This is a genomic window from Amycolatopsis sp. NPDC049691 (assembly GCF_040675005.1).
In the GTDB taxonomy this organism is placed as follows: domain Bacteria; phylum Actinomycetota; class Actinomycetes; order Mycobacteriales; family Pseudonocardiaceae; genus Amycolatopsis.
Window position 1 is genome coordinate 31,417 of sequence record NZ_JBFANX010000007.1, and the last position, 14,471, is coordinate 45,887.

At 72.0% G+C, this 14,471-nt stretch carries 17 protein-coding genes; 14 read left to right on the forward strand and 3 right to left on the reverse strand.

Annotation, left to right across the window (positions count from 1 at the left end; all coding sequences use genetic code 11):
• The first annotated feature begins 35 nt into the window (after positions 1-35).
• The 8 genes from AB0J40_RS17565 to AB0J40_RS17600 all read left to right on the forward strand — a co-directional run bounded on the left by AB0J40_RS17565 (position 36) and on the right by AB0J40_RS17600 (position 7,580).
• Positions 36-824 (forward strand): alpha/beta hydrolase, encoded by a 789-nt coding sequence (locus AB0J40_RS17565; RefSeq protein ID WP_364453798.1) that lies wholly within the window; start codon positions 36-38, stop codon positions 822-824.
• Complete coding sequence (locus AB0J40_RS17570; RefSeq protein ID WP_364453800.1) at positions 821-1,717, forward strand: alpha/beta fold hydrolase; 897 nt, start codon at positions 821-823, stop codon at positions 1,715-1,717. The genes AB0J40_RS17565 and AB0J40_RS17570 overlap by 4 nt, the downstream gene beginning before the upstream one ends.
• Entirely contained in the window at positions 1,714-3,198 is a 1,485-nt protein-coding gene (locus AB0J40_RS17575; RefSeq protein WP_364453803.1) for an FAD-dependent oxidoreductase, read from the forward strand. Before AB0J40_RS17570 ends, AB0J40_RS17575 begins: the two co-directional genes overlap by 4 nt.
• Entirely contained in the window at positions 3,195-4,472 is a 1,278-nt protein-coding gene (locus AB0J40_RS17580) for an amidohydrolase family protein (protein WP_364453805.1), read from the forward strand. The genes AB0J40_RS17575 and AB0J40_RS17580 overlap by 4 nt, the downstream gene beginning before the upstream one ends.
• Positions 4,472-5,020 (forward strand): TetR/AcrR family transcriptional regulator, encoded by a 549-nt coding sequence (locus AB0J40_RS17585; protein ID WP_364453808.1) that lies wholly within the window; start codon positions 4,472-4,474, stop codon positions 5,018-5,020. Before AB0J40_RS17580 ends, AB0J40_RS17585 begins: the two co-directional genes overlap by 1 nt.
• 111 nt (positions 5,021-5,131) lie before the next feature.
• Positions 5,132-5,989, forward strand: a complete 858-nt coding sequence (locus AB0J40_RS17590) for an NAD-dependent epimerase/dehydratase family protein (protein ID WP_364453810.1) — start codon at positions 5,132-5,134, stop codon at positions 5,987-5,989.
• Between the two features lie 14 nt (positions 5,990-6,003).
• A complete protein-coding gene (locus AB0J40_RS17595; protein ID WP_364453813.1) occupies positions 6,004-6,648 on the forward strand; it encodes a dienelactone hydrolase family protein in 645 nt (214 codons plus the stop codon).
• On the forward strand, positions 6,648-7,580 hold the full coding sequence (locus tag AB0J40_RS17600) for an alpha/beta fold hydrolase (RefSeq protein ID WP_364453815.1): 933 nt from the start codon (positions 6,648-6,650) through the stop codon (positions 7,578-7,580). The genes AB0J40_RS17595 and AB0J40_RS17600 overlap by 1 nt, the downstream gene beginning before the upstream one ends.
• Here AB0J40_RS17600 and AB0J40_RS17605 read toward each other — a convergent pair.
• The gene (locus tag AB0J40_RS17605) at positions 7,557-8,219 is read right to left on the reverse strand and encodes an AraC family transcriptional regulator (RefSeq protein ID WP_364453817.1); all 663 of its coding nucleotides are present in this window, start codon (positions 8,217-8,219) and stop codon (positions 7,557-7,559) included. The genes AB0J40_RS17600 and AB0J40_RS17605 overlap by 24 nt on opposite strands.
• A 37-nt stretch (positions 8,220-8,256) precedes the next feature.
• Between AB0J40_RS17605 and AB0J40_RS17610 the strand changes: the two genes are divergently transcribed.
• On the forward strand, positions 8,257-8,607 hold the full coding sequence (locus tag AB0J40_RS17610; protein ID WP_364453820.1) for a CocE/NonD family hydrolase: 351 nt from the start codon (positions 8,257-8,259) through the stop codon (positions 8,605-8,607).
• 14 nt (positions 8,608-8,621) lie between these two features.
• Here the strand turns inward: AB0J40_RS17610 and AB0J40_RS17615 are convergent, their stop codons facing one another.
• The gene (locus AB0J40_RS17615; protein ID WP_364453823.1) at positions 8,622-9,461 is read right to left on the reverse strand and encodes an alpha/beta hydrolase; all 840 of its coding nucleotides are present in this window, start codon (positions 9,459-9,461) and stop codon (positions 8,622-8,624) included.
• A 100-nt stretch (positions 9,462-9,561) separates the two neighbouring features.
• On the opposite strand from AB0J40_RS17615, the gene AB0J40_RS17620 reads away from it, so the two are divergent.
• Entirely contained in the window at positions 9,562-10,155 is a 594-nt protein-coding gene (locus AB0J40_RS17620) for a TetR/AcrR family transcriptional regulator (protein WP_364453826.1), read from the forward strand.
• A 9-nt stretch (positions 10,156-10,164) separates the two neighbouring features.
• Here AB0J40_RS17620 and AB0J40_RS17625 read toward each other — a convergent pair whose 3' ends face one another.
• Complete coding sequence (locus tag AB0J40_RS17625; RefSeq protein WP_364453828.1) at positions 10,165-10,746, reverse strand: helix-turn-helix domain-containing protein; 582 nt, start codon at positions 10,744-10,746, stop codon at positions 10,165-10,167.
• Positions 10,747-10,813: 67 nt separating this feature from the next.
• Here AB0J40_RS17625 and AB0J40_RS17630 point away from each other — a divergent pair, with 67 nt between their 5' ends.
• From AB0J40_RS17630 to AB0J40_RS17645, 4 genes are all read left to right on the forward strand, one after another.
• Positions 10,814-11,683, forward strand: coding sequence for an aldo/keto reductase (locus AB0J40_RS17630; protein WP_364453831.1), 870 nt, complete (start codon positions 10,814-10,816; stop codon positions 11,681-11,683).
• Positions 11,684-11,686: 3 nt separating this feature from the next.
• Complete coding sequence (locus AB0J40_RS17635; protein ID WP_364453833.1) at positions 11,687-13,819, forward strand: DUF6351 family protein; 2,133 nt, start codon at positions 11,687-11,689, stop codon at positions 13,817-13,819.
• Positions 13,816-14,001 (forward strand): hypothetical protein, encoded by a 186-nt coding sequence (locus tag AB0J40_RS17640; RefSeq protein WP_364453835.1) that lies wholly within the window; start codon positions 13,816-13,818, stop codon positions 13,999-14,001. Before AB0J40_RS17635 ends, AB0J40_RS17640 begins: the two co-directional genes overlap by 4 nt.
• A 101-nt stretch (positions 14,002-14,102) precedes the next feature.
• The gene (locus AB0J40_RS17645; protein WP_364453838.1) at positions 14,103-14,387 is read left to right on the forward strand and encodes a hypothetical protein; all 285 of its coding nucleotides are present in this window, start codon (positions 14,103-14,105) and stop codon (positions 14,385-14,387) included.
• Positions 14,388-14,471: the final 84 nt, after the last annotated feature.

Genomic DNA, 14,471 nt, shown 5'->3' on the forward strand with positions numbered 1-14,471 from the left:
ACACCTCCCGCAATAACGGCAACACTGTTGCCATTATGGAGAGCACCCAGTCACTGACCGTCGACGGTCAGCGCATCCACTACGTCCGCGCAGGTCATGGGCCCGCGCTCGTCCTGCTGCACGGCAGCGGGTCGTCGCTGGAGGGCTTCGAGCGGGTGGCGGCGTTGATGTCGGGGTCCCACGACGTGATCCGCCCGGACCTGCCCGGATTCGGCCGGACGGGACCCCGGCCCGACCGCGACTACCGCGTCCGGACCTACGCGCGCACGATCGCCCGCTTCATGACGGCGCTGGACCTGCCGCACTTCGCGGTGGCCGGGAACTCGCTCGGTGGCAACATCGCGTGGAACCTGGCCCTGGACGCCCCCGAACGGGTGGACGCACTGGTGCTGGTCAACGCCACCGGCTACCCGGAAAAGACGCTGCCCGCCGGGTTGCGGCTGGCCCGGAACCCGCTGCTGCGTCCGCTGCTGCGGCGCTGGCTGCCCCGCGGCGCGACCGAACGCGGGCTGCGGGACGCCGTCGGCGCGAACTCCGCGATCGTGGACGACGCCATGGTCGACCGCGTGCACGCGCTGACGAGCCGTCCCGGGAACCGGTCGGCGTTCGTCGACTTCGCGAACACCGACCAGTCCGACCGCAGCGCCGAGATCCCGAAGATCGCGGTCCCGACGCTGGTCCTGCGCAGCGCCGGCGTCGACGGGCAGCACTTCGCCCGCGACATCCCCGGCGCCGCCGAGCGCGTCCACGCCGGCGGTGGCCACCTGCTGCCGGAGGAGGACCCGGACTGGGTGGCCGCGGCGATCGCGGAGTTCCTGCGATGAAGTACTTCGTCGCCGCCGACGAGGACCGCCGGCTCGACGCGGCCACGCGCCGGACCCTGCGCGGCAGCTTCGTCACCCTGTCCGACGGCGTGACACACTACGAGCTGACCGGTCCCGACGGCGGCGAACTCGTCGTCCTCGTCGGCGGCCTCACGATTCCGCTGTCCTATTGGGACGGTCTCGCGGCCCGCCTGCACGCCCGCGGCCTGCGAACGCTCGCCTACAGCGCCTACGGCCGCGGCTGCTCCGACCGCGTCCGGGGTCGCTACGACGAAGCGCTGTTCGTGCGGCAGCTCGCCGAGCTGACCACGACTGTGGACCTCAGGCCGCCACGACACGTCGTCGGCACCTCGATGGGCGCCCTGGTCGCGATGGCTTATGCGAACCTGCACCCCGAATCGGTCACCACGCTCACCGTCGTCGGACCGGCCGGGCTCGGCGAACGCCCTCGGCAGCAGCGGTTGCTGCGCAACGACTTCGTCGCCGGATTCGTCGCCCGCCGCTTCGGCCGCAAGCTCCTGGAAGGGCACCTCGGGCACAACGTCCGCGACCCCGGGCTCTCCGCCCGGCTGGTCGCGATGGTCCGGGACGCCTACCGGTACGAAGGCTCCCTCTACGCGTTCTTCCAGACTCTGCAGCGCTTTCCGCTGTACGAGCGGCAGGACCTGTTCCGCAGCACCGGCGAGCTGGGGCTCCCGGTCCTGCTGGTGTGGGGCGACGACGACCGGGTCACCCCGATCACCCACCTCGGCACCGTGCGGGAACTGCTGCGTCCGCGGCGGACCCACGTCATCACCGAATGCGGCCACATGGCTCCCTACGAACGGCCGGACGACGTCGGCGACCTGCTCGCGTCGTTCGCCGTTCCCCACCCGGATCGGCTCGAACCGTGAACGAACCCCTCGACGTCCTGATCGCCGGCGCCGGCCCGGCCGGCACCACCCTCGCCATCGACCTCCTCCGCCGCGGCCTGGCCGTCCGGATCGTCGACAAGGCCCCGCACTCCTTCGAAGGCTCCCGCGCCAAGGGCGTCCAGCCGCGCACGCTGGAGGTGTTCGACGACCTCGGCGTGCTCGACGACGTTCTCGCCGGCAGCAACGACTATCCCCGCCTCGGCCTCCACCTGGGACCGGTCACCGTCCCCTGGCGGATGTTCCGCGACCGCGACCGCACCGCCGAAGTCCCCTACCCGAACACCCGGCTGATCCCGCAGTACCGCACCGACGCCGTGCTGCACGACCGGCTCGAACAGCTCGGCGGCAAGGTCGAACACGGCCGTGAACTCACGGCGTTCGCCCAGGACGCCGGGACGGTCACCGCGACCGTGCTCGGCGACGACGGCCCGGAACGGATCACCGCCCGCTACCTCGTGGGCGCCGACGGCGGTTCCAGTGCCGTCCGCAAGCACCTCGGGCTGGGCTTCCTCGGCGAAACCCGCGAGGGAGACCGGATGCTCATCGTCGACGCCGTCACCGCCGGCCTGTCCCGTGCTCGCTGGCACGTCTGGCCGGGGGTGCGGGGCCGGTTCGTCGGCGCCTGCCCGTTGCCCCACACCGACCTGTTCCAGTGGATGATCCGCCTCTCCCCCGACGAAGAACCACCCGACGGCGAAGAAGCGATCACCCGGCGGATCCGGGCGCACACCCGCAACCGGCGCACCGCCGTGCGCGACATCCGGTGGCGGTCGGTGTTCCGGCCCAACATCCGCCTGGCCGAGGCCTACCGCCGCGGCCGGGTCTTCCTCGCCGGCGACGCCGCGCACGTGCACACCCCGGCCGGCGCGCAGGGCCTCAACACCGGCATCCAGGACGCCTACAACCTCGGCTGGAAACTCGGCCAGGTCCTCGCCGGGGCCGACCCGCGGCTACTGGACAGCTACGAAGCCGAACGCCTCCCGATCGCCGCGGGCGTGCTCGGCTTGTCCACGAAGAAGTACGAAGGCCTCGCCAAGCTCGCCCCGTCGAGCCTGCGCCGCGGCAAGGACGAACAGCAGCTGTCGCTGACCTACCACGGCGGTCCGCTCGCACCTAGCGAAGCGGACCGCACGAAGACGCTGCAGGTCGGCGATCGCGCACCGGACGCCGAGCTGCCCGGCTCGCGCCTGTTCGACACGTTCCGGGGGCCGCACTTCACCCTGGTCGCGTATGGCCCGCAGGCCGCGACGGCGAGCGACGAACTCGACTGGCCCGCCGCGGGAGCGCCGCTCCGGCGGATCACCGTCGACGGACCGGGATTCCGTCGCAGCTACGGCGTCGAGAGTGACACGCTGCTGCTCGTCCGGCCCGACGGCTACCTCGGGCATATCGCCACCCGGGACTTTCTCTCCTCGACCCGCGCCGCCGCCCGGGCGCTGACCCCGGAGGTGCCCCGATGAGCCGCACCCTGCTGCGCGGCGCCCAGGTGATCACCATGGCCCCGAACCGGCCCGACGCCGAACGCGCCGACATCCTCATCGACGGCGACACGATCGTGGCCTTCGGCGAAAACCTCGACGCGGCCGGGGCCGAGATCGTCGACCTCACCGGCCGGACCGTCCTGCCCGGCCTGGTCAACGCCCACCTGCACACCTGGCAGACCGCCCTGCGCGGGGTCGGCACCGACTGGACGCTCGCGGACTACCTCGGCCGCATGCACGGCGCCGCGGCCGGGCACTACCGCCCGGAGGACATGCGGATCGGCACCCTCGCCGGCGCACTGAGCCAGCTCGACCGCGGCACCACCACCCTGGGCGACTGGTGCCACAACACCCGGACCCCGGACCACACCGACGCCGCACTCGACGGCCTCCGCGCCGCCGGCCTCCGTGGCGTGTTCCTGCACGGCACGCCGTACTCCGCACCCGACGCGACCCACCCGTTCCGCGAGGTCGACCGCCTGGCCGGCGGACCACTGATCACCATCGGCGTGGCCGTCCGCGGCCCGCAACTGTCCACTCCGGACACCGCGGTCGCCGATTTCCGGGCCGCCGCCGAACGCGGGCTCGTCGTGTCGATGCACCAGAGCGGCGGCGCCCCCGGGCCCGCGTGGGCGGCGGTGCGAGCGGCCGGGCTCCTGGGTCCGGGCACGAACGTCGTGCACGGTGCCGGGCTCACCGAAGAGTGGCTCAAGATCCTGGTCGACGCGGGCGCGACTCTCACCAGCACCCCCGAGAATGAACTCGGCCAAGGTCACGGCTTCCCCGTCACCGGGCACCTGCTCCGGCTCGGCGCCGCGCCGTCGCTGGGTACCGACACCGACGTCGTGACCCCCGCCGACGTGCTCTCCGCCGCCCGCATCGCACTGGCGCACCAGCGCGGCCAGGACCACGACCGCCACCGGCGGGACACCGGCTCGTCCTCCCTCACCGCGACGATCACCGCCAAGCAGGCACTGTCCTGGGCCACCGTCGAAGGCGCCCGCGCACTCGGCCTCGCCGACCGCGTCGGCCGGCTCGAACCGGACCTGCAGGCCGACCTCGTCGTCATCGACGCCCCGGCACCGAACCCGGTCGCCACCGCCCTGCACGCCACCGCCCGCGACATCGAAGCGGTCATGATCGCCGGACGCTGGCGCAAACGCGACCACGCCCTCCTCGACGTCGACCTCGGCGCCGTCCGGGACCAGCTCCGGCACTCCGCGGCGCACCTCCTCCCCCACGTCACAGGCTGATGAGCACGCGGGACGAACTCGCGGGCCGCACCCGGGCGGACCTGCTGGCCGCGGCGAAGCGGTTGTTCGGCGAACGCGGTTACCTCGAGACCAAGGTCACCGACATCGCGGCCGCGGCCGGGCGGGCCGTCGGGTCGTTCTACAGCCACTTCCGGGACAAGGAGCAGCTCCTCACCGTGCTGCGCGGCGAACTCACCGAGCCGCCGGCCCCCGGCGACGACACCCTCCGCACGCACATCACGGCCTGCTGGACCACCCTGCGCACCCACCGCCCCACCGCCATCGCCCTGCTGCAGTCGGCGACCGCGGCCGCCCCGGCGTCCGGACGGCTGCGGGACGAGCTGACCACCTGGACGGCCCCCCTGCGCCGGCACCTGGAGAACCGGCGTGACCGCGGTGAGCCCCTGTCCGGCGACCCCGAGCTGGTGGCCGCCGCGGTGGGCCTCATGCTCGCCGGCCTCAACCACGCGCTGCCCACCGGCGACGACCGGGTCCCCGACGTGGTCACGAACCTCGTCCTCCACGGCCTGGCCGGTCCTGAACAGTGAGCGTCCGCGTGATGCCGTCAAGGCATCACAGCGCGCGGAACGGGTCTTGGACGCGGCCGGGCTGCCCCGGTCACCGTGGAGGAGGAACGAAACACGAGTGATGGGACAGTGATGAAGATCTTCCTCACGGGCGGCTCCGGCTACATCGGCCGCGCGACGATCGGCGAGCTGGTCCGGCAAGGGCACACCGTCGAGGCGCTCGCGCGCAGCGAGCGGGCCGAGGCGGCCGTGGCCGCCGCCGGGGCGAGCGCGGTCCGTGGTGGCCTGACCGACCTCGACGTGCTCAACCAGGCGGCGGCGCGGGCGGAAGCCGTGATCCACCTCGCCCAGGCCACCAGCGGCGAAGAGGACCTGGCGGCCGCCACCGCGATGCAGGACGGCATCGGCGGCGGCACCTACGTGCACACCGGCGGCAGCTGGGTCTACGGCGACACCGACGGCGTCCAGGACGAGAGCGCGCCGTGGAACCCGCCGGCGATCGTGGCCTGGCGCAAAACCGTCGAAGACGCGGTGCTGGCCCGGGCCGCCGACGGCGGGCGGCCGGTCGTCGTCCAGCCCGGCCTGCTCTACGGCGGCGACAACCGCCTGATCGACGTCTTTTTCGTCCAGCCGGGCAAGGAAAGCGGCGCGATCCCGTACATCGCCGACGGGGCCAACCACTGGGCCCTGATCCACCTCGACGACCTCGCCCGGCTGTACGCGGCGGCGCTGTCGGCTCCGGCGGGCTCGGTGTACCTCGGCGTGGGCGGGGTCAACCCGACGGCTAAGGAGGTCGCGGAGGCCTGTGCCCACGCCGCCGGGCTCGACGGGAAGACCGTCTCCCTCAGCCTCGAGCAGGCCCGCGAGCAGATGGGCCCGATCGCCGACGCGTTCGCCCTCGACCAGCGGCTGACCTCGGCCAAGGCGCAGCGCGAGCTGGGGTGGACGCCCGGGCACACCGACCCGCTGAACGAGTTCGCCGCGGGATGAACCGGGAACCGGGAATGGACCGCGACGCGGTGCTGTGGTCCGAAGAGGAGCGTGCCCGCCAGTCGCGGCCGCTGCTGGTGCTGCTGCACGGCTGGAGCTACGACGAGACGCACCTGTACCGGCTGATCACGCCGCGCCTGCCGGAGGAGGTCGTGGTCGCCTCGGTGCGGGCGCGGATTCCCGAAGCCGGCGGGTATGCGTGGTTCCCCAGCGCGGGCAACCCGATCGGTGATCCTCGGCCGGCGGTGGCGAACGCCGCGGCGCTGGACGTGCTTTCGTGGCTGGAGACCGTCGAGGCACCGTCGATCGGGCTGCTCGGCTTTTCGCAGGGCGCGGCGATGGCGCACCAGCTCATGCGGCTGGCGCCGCACCGGTTCGCCTACTGCGTGAACCTGGCGGGGTTCGTCGTGCGGGACGAGCAGCCCGGCGACGAGACGCTGAGCGTCACGCGGCCGCCCGTCCACTGGGGACGGGGGCGGGAGGATCGGGTCATCCCGGCCGGCGCGCTCGTGCGGACCGAGCGGTGGCTGGCTCGCCACGCCACCGCCGAGGTGCGCGTCCATCCCGGGCTGGGTCACGACGTCCGCGGCCGGGAGATCGACGACGTCGCCGGCTTCGTCGGCAAGCAGGTCCGCCGGCGGGTTTCCGAGGAGGAATGATGCGTCACGACATCGAATTCGATGCCGAAGGAGCGTTGCTGCGAGGCTGGTTCTACGAGGCCGAAGGGGCCGGCGGGCCGGCGCCGTGTGTCGTGATGGCCCACGGCTGGAGCTCGACGCGGCGGATGTACCTCGACCGGTTCGCGGAGGTGTTCGCCGCGGCCGGGCTGGCCGTGCTGGTGTACGACAACCGCGGCTGGGGCGATTCCGAGCCGGCGCCGGGGCAGCCGCGGCACGAGATCGACCCGTGGGTCCAGGTCGGCGACTACCGGCACGCCATCACCTGCGCCCAGAACCGGTCCGAAGTGGACCCCGGCCGCATCGGCGTGTGGGGAACCAGTTTCTCGGGCGCGCACGCCTACGTCGTCGCGGCGATGGACCGGCGGGTGAAGGCCGTGGTCACGCAGGCGCCGTTCATCAGCGGCCGCGCGACCTACGCGAACCTGGCCCGGGTCGACAACCAGGTCGTCGGCCCGGACGTCTTCACGGCGGACCGCCGGGCCCGGGCACGGGGTGCGGCCGCCGAGACCATCCCCGTTGTCGGCACCGACCCCGGCCGGCTGGTCGGGCTGCCGACACGCGACTCCCACGAGTGGTTCAGCCGGGCGCGGGAAGAGCTCGATCCCAGCTGGCCCAACGAAGTCACGCTGCGGAGCTTGGACAACTACTACTGCTACGAGCCGGCGAAGTACCTGCCGGAAGTGACGCCGACACCGCTGTTGATGATCGTCGGCAGCGAAGACGGCCTGACCGGCGGCAACCTCGCGGCCGTGGCCTATTCCAGTGCGGCGGAACCGAAGGACATCGTCTTCCTGCCGGGTGGTCATTTCGACGCCTACACCGGCCAGGGCTTCGCCGTGGCTTCGCGGGCGGCGCGCGACTGGTTCGTGCGGCACCTGCTGACTCCGCTATTCGCGGACGATGACGGCTGACTGGAGGCGGAGCGCGTCCTGACCGGGTGGGGCGCCGAACATCCGCCGGTACTCGCGGCTGAACTGCGACGAGCTGTCGTAGCCGACCGCGTGGCCGATCGCCGCGACGTCGTGCGGTGCCGCGATGAGTTCCATCCGGGCCTTCTGCAGCCGGATCTGTTTCTGGTACTGGAGGGGGCTCATCGCGGTGACGGCGCGGAAGTGCCGGTTGAGGGACGAGGTGCTGGTACCGATGTCGGAGGCGAGCTCCTCGATGTGGATCACGCGGTCGTAGCGCGCCCGAACCCATTCGATCGCGCGTGCGACGAGCGTGAGCCGGCTGTCGGCCATACCCGCCTGCCGCATCAGGGCGGCGTGCGGACCGTTCAGCAGCCGGACCAGCGAGTCCAGCAGCTCGTCGTCGGCGTCGCTGATCGCCATGCCCGATCCGTCGTACGGGCCCGCCGGGACCGGTCCGCCGTCGACCAGCAGCTGCGCGATCGTCGCGGGCCGCAGGCGCAGACCGAGCGTGAGGAACGGCTTGCGCGGACTGGCATCGATGATCTGGGAGATCAGCGGCAGGTCGACGGTGAAGACGGCGGCCTGGCCGGGATGGTGCTCGAAGACGCGGTCGCCGAGCGCCGACCGTTCACCGAGCACATCGGTTCGGTGACGTGGGCGGCGGTGAACAGCGGTCGTGGAGCTGCACCTGGCGTCCGACAACGCCCACGCCGACCTCTTCGCCCGCCTCTGCGACGTCGACCCGGCCGGCCGCTCGAGCAACGTCACCGACCGGATCATCCGGTTCGCCGGGCCGGACGCGACGCCCGGCGACGTCCGCAGGGTCGAGATCACGCTCGACCCCACGGCACACCGGTTCGACGCCGGGCACCGCATCCGGCTGCAGATCTCGGGCGGCGCGTTCCCGCGATTCGCCCGCAACCCCGGCACCGGCGATGCCGCCGGGACGACGCTCAACCCGGTGACGCACACCGTGCACCACAACGCGGCTCACCCGTCGAACATCGCGCTGCCCGTGCCGCGGTAGCGGGCGGGGGGGGGTCAGTCGCGGAGGAAGTCCAGCGCTTGCCGGACGAACAGCTCGTGGTGCTGGAAGAGCCCGCCGTGGCCGGAGTCCGGGTAGATGCTCAGGCGGGCGTTCGGCAGCGCCCGGGCGAGGGTGAACGAACTGATCGTCGGGACCATGACGTCGTTGTCGCCGTTGACCACCAGGACGGGCTGCGAAACGTTCGCTAGGCCGGCCGGTGTGCTGCTGCGCTCCCACTTGGCCAGCGCGGTGACCTGGGCTCCGATGGTTTCGTCGGTGGCCGCGGGATCGCGGTCGGTGGTGCGCTCCTCCAGGCGGGCGAGGAACGCGTCGGCGGCCACCTGGCTGGTTTCCGTCGGGGAGAAGAACAGGAAGTGCTTGGGGTGCTTGCCCGCGGCGGTCGCCTTCTCGATCGCGTCCTGCAGCACGGCGAGGACGTTGGCGGGTCCGGCGTCGCCCGCGGGTGCGGTACCGGCCAGGATCAGGCGGCGGACGAGGTCGGGCTCCTGCTGGACGACCGCCTGCGCGACCATGCCCCCGAGGGAGAAGCCCAGCAGGTCGACGGTCTCCAGGCCGAGGGCGCGGACGAAGGCGACGGCGTCGGCGGCCATCGCTTCGACGCTGTCGGGCGTGCTGCCGCCGGTGGCGCCGACGCCGCGCAGGTCGACCAGGATCACCCGGCGCTGCGCGGCCAAGCCGTCGACCACGGCGGGGTCCCAGTCGTCGAGAACGGCCGTGAAGTGGTGCAGCAGGACGAGCGGAACACCGGAGCCGGTGCCGATTTCCCGGTAGGCGAAGGCGGTGCCGCCGACGTCCACCGTGCGAGTGGGGGCTTCGTTGTGGCTCGTGGACATGGCGGTTCTCGTTTCTCTCATAGAATAACGATCGCTATATAACGATCGCTATCGTATGGTGGCGGCAGCGTGAAGGCAAGGGCGGAAGGCGAGGACCGGCGTGCGGTACCCGAAGGACCACAAGGAGACGGCACGCGCCGCGATCCTGGCCGCGGCGGCTCGCCCGCTGAAGGAGAAGGGCTTCGGCGGCGTCGGCGTCGACGGTCTCGCGTCGGCCGCGGACGTGACGTCCGGAGCCATCTACTCGAACTTCGGCAGCAAGGAGGCGTTCCTCGAACAGGTCGTGAACGAGCAGCTCGGGGCCGAGTTCGCCGTGATCGACCACCTGGACCCGGACGAACGGCGTCGCCGGCTCGCCGAGTTCCTGCACGTCTACCTGAGCGACGAGCACTGCGCGTCCGTGGCGGACGGCTGCCTGATGCCGGCGCTCAGCGCGGACGTCTCCCGCGCGAGCGACGCGGTCCGGGAAGCCTACGAGCGCCGGATCACGGCCCTGATCGAGCGGCTCGTTCCGGCGTTGCCCGGCTCGCCGACGGAGCAGGCGGAGCGCGCGTGGGCACTGGTGGCCTCGGTCGTGGGCGCCGTGACGATCGCCCGCGCACTCCCCTCGGGTGAGCACAGCCGGGCGATCCGCGCGGCCACGCTGCACCACGTCACGGCCGCCCTCGCCGACGGTGACCCCACCGCCGGCTGACCGCCCGCGTCACCTCGCCGGGGAGCGGATCCCGTCGAGCACGATCCCGATGGCGCGCTCGCGCTGCGCGTCGTCGACGTAGATCCCGGCGGTCACCGCGAACACCAGGCGCATGACGTCGTCGGCGGTGAGGTCGGCACGCACCGCCCCCGCCCGCCGGGCCAGTTCGAACAGCGGGTCGGCGACGCCGTAGATCGCTTCCCGGCTCGGCAGGTACGCCGCGGATTCCCGGGTGAGGACCGTCGTGAGCACGTGCTTGGTGGCCAGGTGCGTGACGAACCGGCTCAGCCAGCCCGACAACGCCGCCCACGGGTCCGCCCGGTCGAGTTGCCGCCCGTACCGGACGAGCTCGTCGACCGAGGTCAGGTAGACGTACTCCATCAGGTCCGTCCGCGTCGGGAAGTTGCGGTACAGCGTGGCGATGCCGACCCCGGCGCGCCGGGCGATCTCCTCCATGGCCACGTCCGCGCCGAGTTCCGTGTACGCCTCGGTGGCGGCGGCGACCAGGGCGTCGAAGTTGCGCCGGGCGTCGGCGCGGTGCGGGCGGCGTTCGGCGAGCAGCTCGGCGAGCGTCAACCGGGATACCTCCACCTCTTGAAAGTGATAACCGGACTCCGTTAAAGTGAGAAGCCGTCTATCACTCTAGCAGGAGGTCCGGATGACTTCGAGCGTCCTCACCATCGGCGGTGACCTGCGGGTCGGCCGGATCGGTTTCGGTGCCATGCAGCTGACGGGCAAGCAGGTCTGGGGCGAGTACCCCGATCGCGACGGCGGCATCGCCGTCCTGCGCGCGGCCGTCGACGCCGGTGTCACGTTCCTCGACACCGCCGACGTCTACGGCCCGCACACCAACGAGGTCCTCATCCGCGACGCACTGCACCCCTACCCCGACGATCTGGTCATCGCGACCAAGGGCGGATTCGTGCGCGGCGGATTCGACTACGCCACGCTCGGCGCCGTCGGCAACCCCCGTTACCTGCGGCAAAGCGCCCACCTGAGCGCGCGCCGGCTGGGGGTGGCCACGATCGACCTGTACTACCTGCACAGCGGCCGTGCCACGGACGCTCCGTTCGAGGACCAGGTCGCCACCCTGGCCGCGCTGCGCCAGGAAGGGCTGATCCGGCACATCGGACTGTCCAATGTGACGCTCGAACAATTCCGGGCCGCGCAGGAGATCGTGGAGATCGCGGCGGTCACGGCGCACTTCAACGCCGGTGCGCGCACCGGCGCGGACCTGCTTCGGGCAGCCGAGGAAAGCGGCGTGGTCTTCTCGCCATGGCACCCGGTCACGCTCACCGAAGCCCCGGACCCGGACCGGGTCATGGCCGTGCTCGGACCGATCGCCGCCCGGCACGGGGTGACGGCCCGGCAGATCGCGCTGGCGTGGTTGCTGCACCGTTCGCCGGTGATGCTGCCGATCCCCGGTACGACCAGCGTCGCGCATCTGAAGGAAAACCTGGCGGCAGCGGAAATCGAGCTGTCCGGCGAGGACGTCGCGGCGATCACCGGCCTCGCCACGGAGGCGTGAGCCATGCGACTCGCACACCGGAGAGCCTGGTCCGCCGCGGCCGGACTGGCGGGCGTTGCGCTGCTGGCCGCCTCGGTACCGGCGACCGCTTCCGCGCACGACGAGCCAGGCGTCACCATCGCCACCGTGTCCAACCCGCGGCCCGACCTGGTCAGCGGCCCGGAGGTGCTGGTCCAGGTGACCGCCCCCGGCCCGGTTGCCCTGCGGGCCGACGGCCACCCGGTGGCGGACCTGACGCGCCAGGCGGACGGGAGCTTCCTCGGGCTCGTGCGCGGGCTCCGCCCCGGAACGCACGACCTCGTCGCGGAATCCGGTCGTCATCGGGCCGCGGTGACGGTGGTCGACCACGCCGCCTCGGGCCCGGTGTTCTCGGGCCCCCAGCAGCAACCCTTCTACTGCGAGACCACCGCCTTCGGCCTCGCCCCGGCCGACGGCCCGGCGTGTTCCGCACCGACCGTGGTCAGCTACCGGTATCGGACGACCGGCGGCACCTTCCGGCCCTTGACCGACCCGAACGCCCGCCCCGCCGACCTCGCGACCGCCACGGTCGGCGGCCGCGCCGTGCCCTACGTCGTGCGGGTCGAGACCGGCACGATCGACCGCGCCGTCTACCAGACGGCCGCGCTCCACGACGGGCACGAGCCGTCCCCGCTGCGGCCGGACACGAGCTGGAACCGCAGGCTGGTCTACTCCTTCGGCGGCGGCTGCAACGGCGGGCACCACCAGGGCAGCAGCACCGGGACCGTCCTCGACGACCTGTTCCTGTCGCAGGGGTACGCGGTCGCTTCGTCCAGCCTCAACGTCCTGGAGAACAACTGCTCCACGATCATCTCGGCCGAGGCGGCGATGATGGTCAAGGAACACTTCGTCACCACCTACGGACCGGTGGCGCACACGATCGGCTGGGGTGGATCCGGCGGATCGATCCAGCAGTACGACATCGCCGACGCCTACCCCGGCATCCTGGACGGCATCATCCCCGGCTTCTCCTTCCCCGACCCCTTCACGGTGCTCGACGTCGCCGGGGACTGCCGGTTGCTCGACCGGTACTTCGCGAAGCCCGGCATCACGTTCACCGCCGCCGAACGGCAGGCGGTGGCCGGGTTCCTCGACTACGACAGCTGCACCTCCTGGGACGACAGCTACGCGAGCCGGCTCACCGCGGCCGGCAGCTGCAACCACGGGATCGCCACCGACGACAACACCGCGATCCCGGCATCGGCGATCTACGACCCCGTCACCAACCCCACCGGCGTCAAGTGCAGCGTCGCCGAACAGTACGCCAACCAGTTCGGCCGGGACCCGGAAACCGGTTTCGTCCCCGGCCTCGCCGACAACACCGGTGTCCAATACGGACTGACCGCCCTGGAGCAGGGCCGGATCAGCCCCGCGCAGTTCACCGCGCTCAACGCGGGCATCGGCGGGTACGACGCGGCCGGCAACCCGGTCGCCGAGCGCGGCGAAGCCGACCCCCGGGCGGTCCACGCGGCCTACCGCGACGACATCCTGCCCAGCGGCGGCAACGGCCTGCGCACGACCCCGATCATCGACCAGCGCGTCCACATCGACACGGCCGGGCCGCTGCTGGACATCCACACGAGCGAGTGGTCGTTCGTCCTGCGCGCGCGGCTGCAGAAGGCCAACGGCACCGCGGCCAACCAGGTGATCGTCGAGAACCAGTACACGCCCGACCAGCTCGCGGCGGCCGGCGCCGACGAACTGGCGGCGATGGACCGGTGGCTGACCGCCATCGAGGCGGACCGCTCACCGCGCAGCCGCCAGGCCAAGGTGATCGCGAACAAGCCGGCCGGCCTGACCGACGGCTGCTACCTCTCCGCGACCGAACGCCTGGAGCAACCCCTGACCTACCCGGCCACCGGCCGGTGCGGCACCGCCTACCCGACCGGGTCCGACCCCCGGCTCCAAGCGGGCGGGCCGCTCACCGAAGACGTCCTGGCCTGCGCCCGCAAACCCCTCGACTTCCGCGACTACCCGGTGTCGTTCACCCCCGCCGAACGCGCCCGACTGCGGGCTGCCTTCCCGGACGGCGTGTGCGACTACCGCAAGCCGGGCATCGGACAACACGCAACGGCAGGCACCTGGCTCCGGTACGACAGCCCGCCCGGCGAGAGGTGAGCGGAGGGAGAAGCCGCAGGGCGCCTCAGCCCGAAGTCCTGGGCCGGCAGCTCGCCGTGCTGTTCGAGGGCGCCCGGGCGCCGGCCACCTCGCTCAACGACCTGGGACCGCTCGAAGACGCCGAAGGGCTGGCGAAGGCGCTCATCGAGGGCGCGACCGGATCCACCCGACCGAGGCGGTGACCCCGTCGGTGCCGGAGCCCTCTCAATTAAGGACTATATAGTCCACTTTTGGCCGGGGGCGGATGCACCCGGCCGGGTCCGGAACGACTACTGTGCAAGCCATGACGCCCGACTGGAACGACGGGCCCGGCCCGCGTCTCGACACCTCGGAGCCGGATTCCCGCGCCCGCGTCGTGGCCACGGCGACGGCCCTCCTGGTGGGCCACGGCGTCAGCGCGCTCAGCCCGGCGCGCATCCAAGCCGGCGCCCGGGTGAGCCGCGCCGAACTCGAGCGGTTGTTCCCGACCACGGACACGATCGTGGAAGCGATCGTGTCGACCCGGCTCGACGCTGTGTTCCGGGCACAGCGTCCCCGCCTGGACGCCGTTCGACACCTAGACGAGTGATGCGTAAGTCTGGGTGGTGATCAGAGATGGGCGAAGGGTGTTCAAGATCCGTTTGTGACGACAGACCTGAACACCCTTCTCACC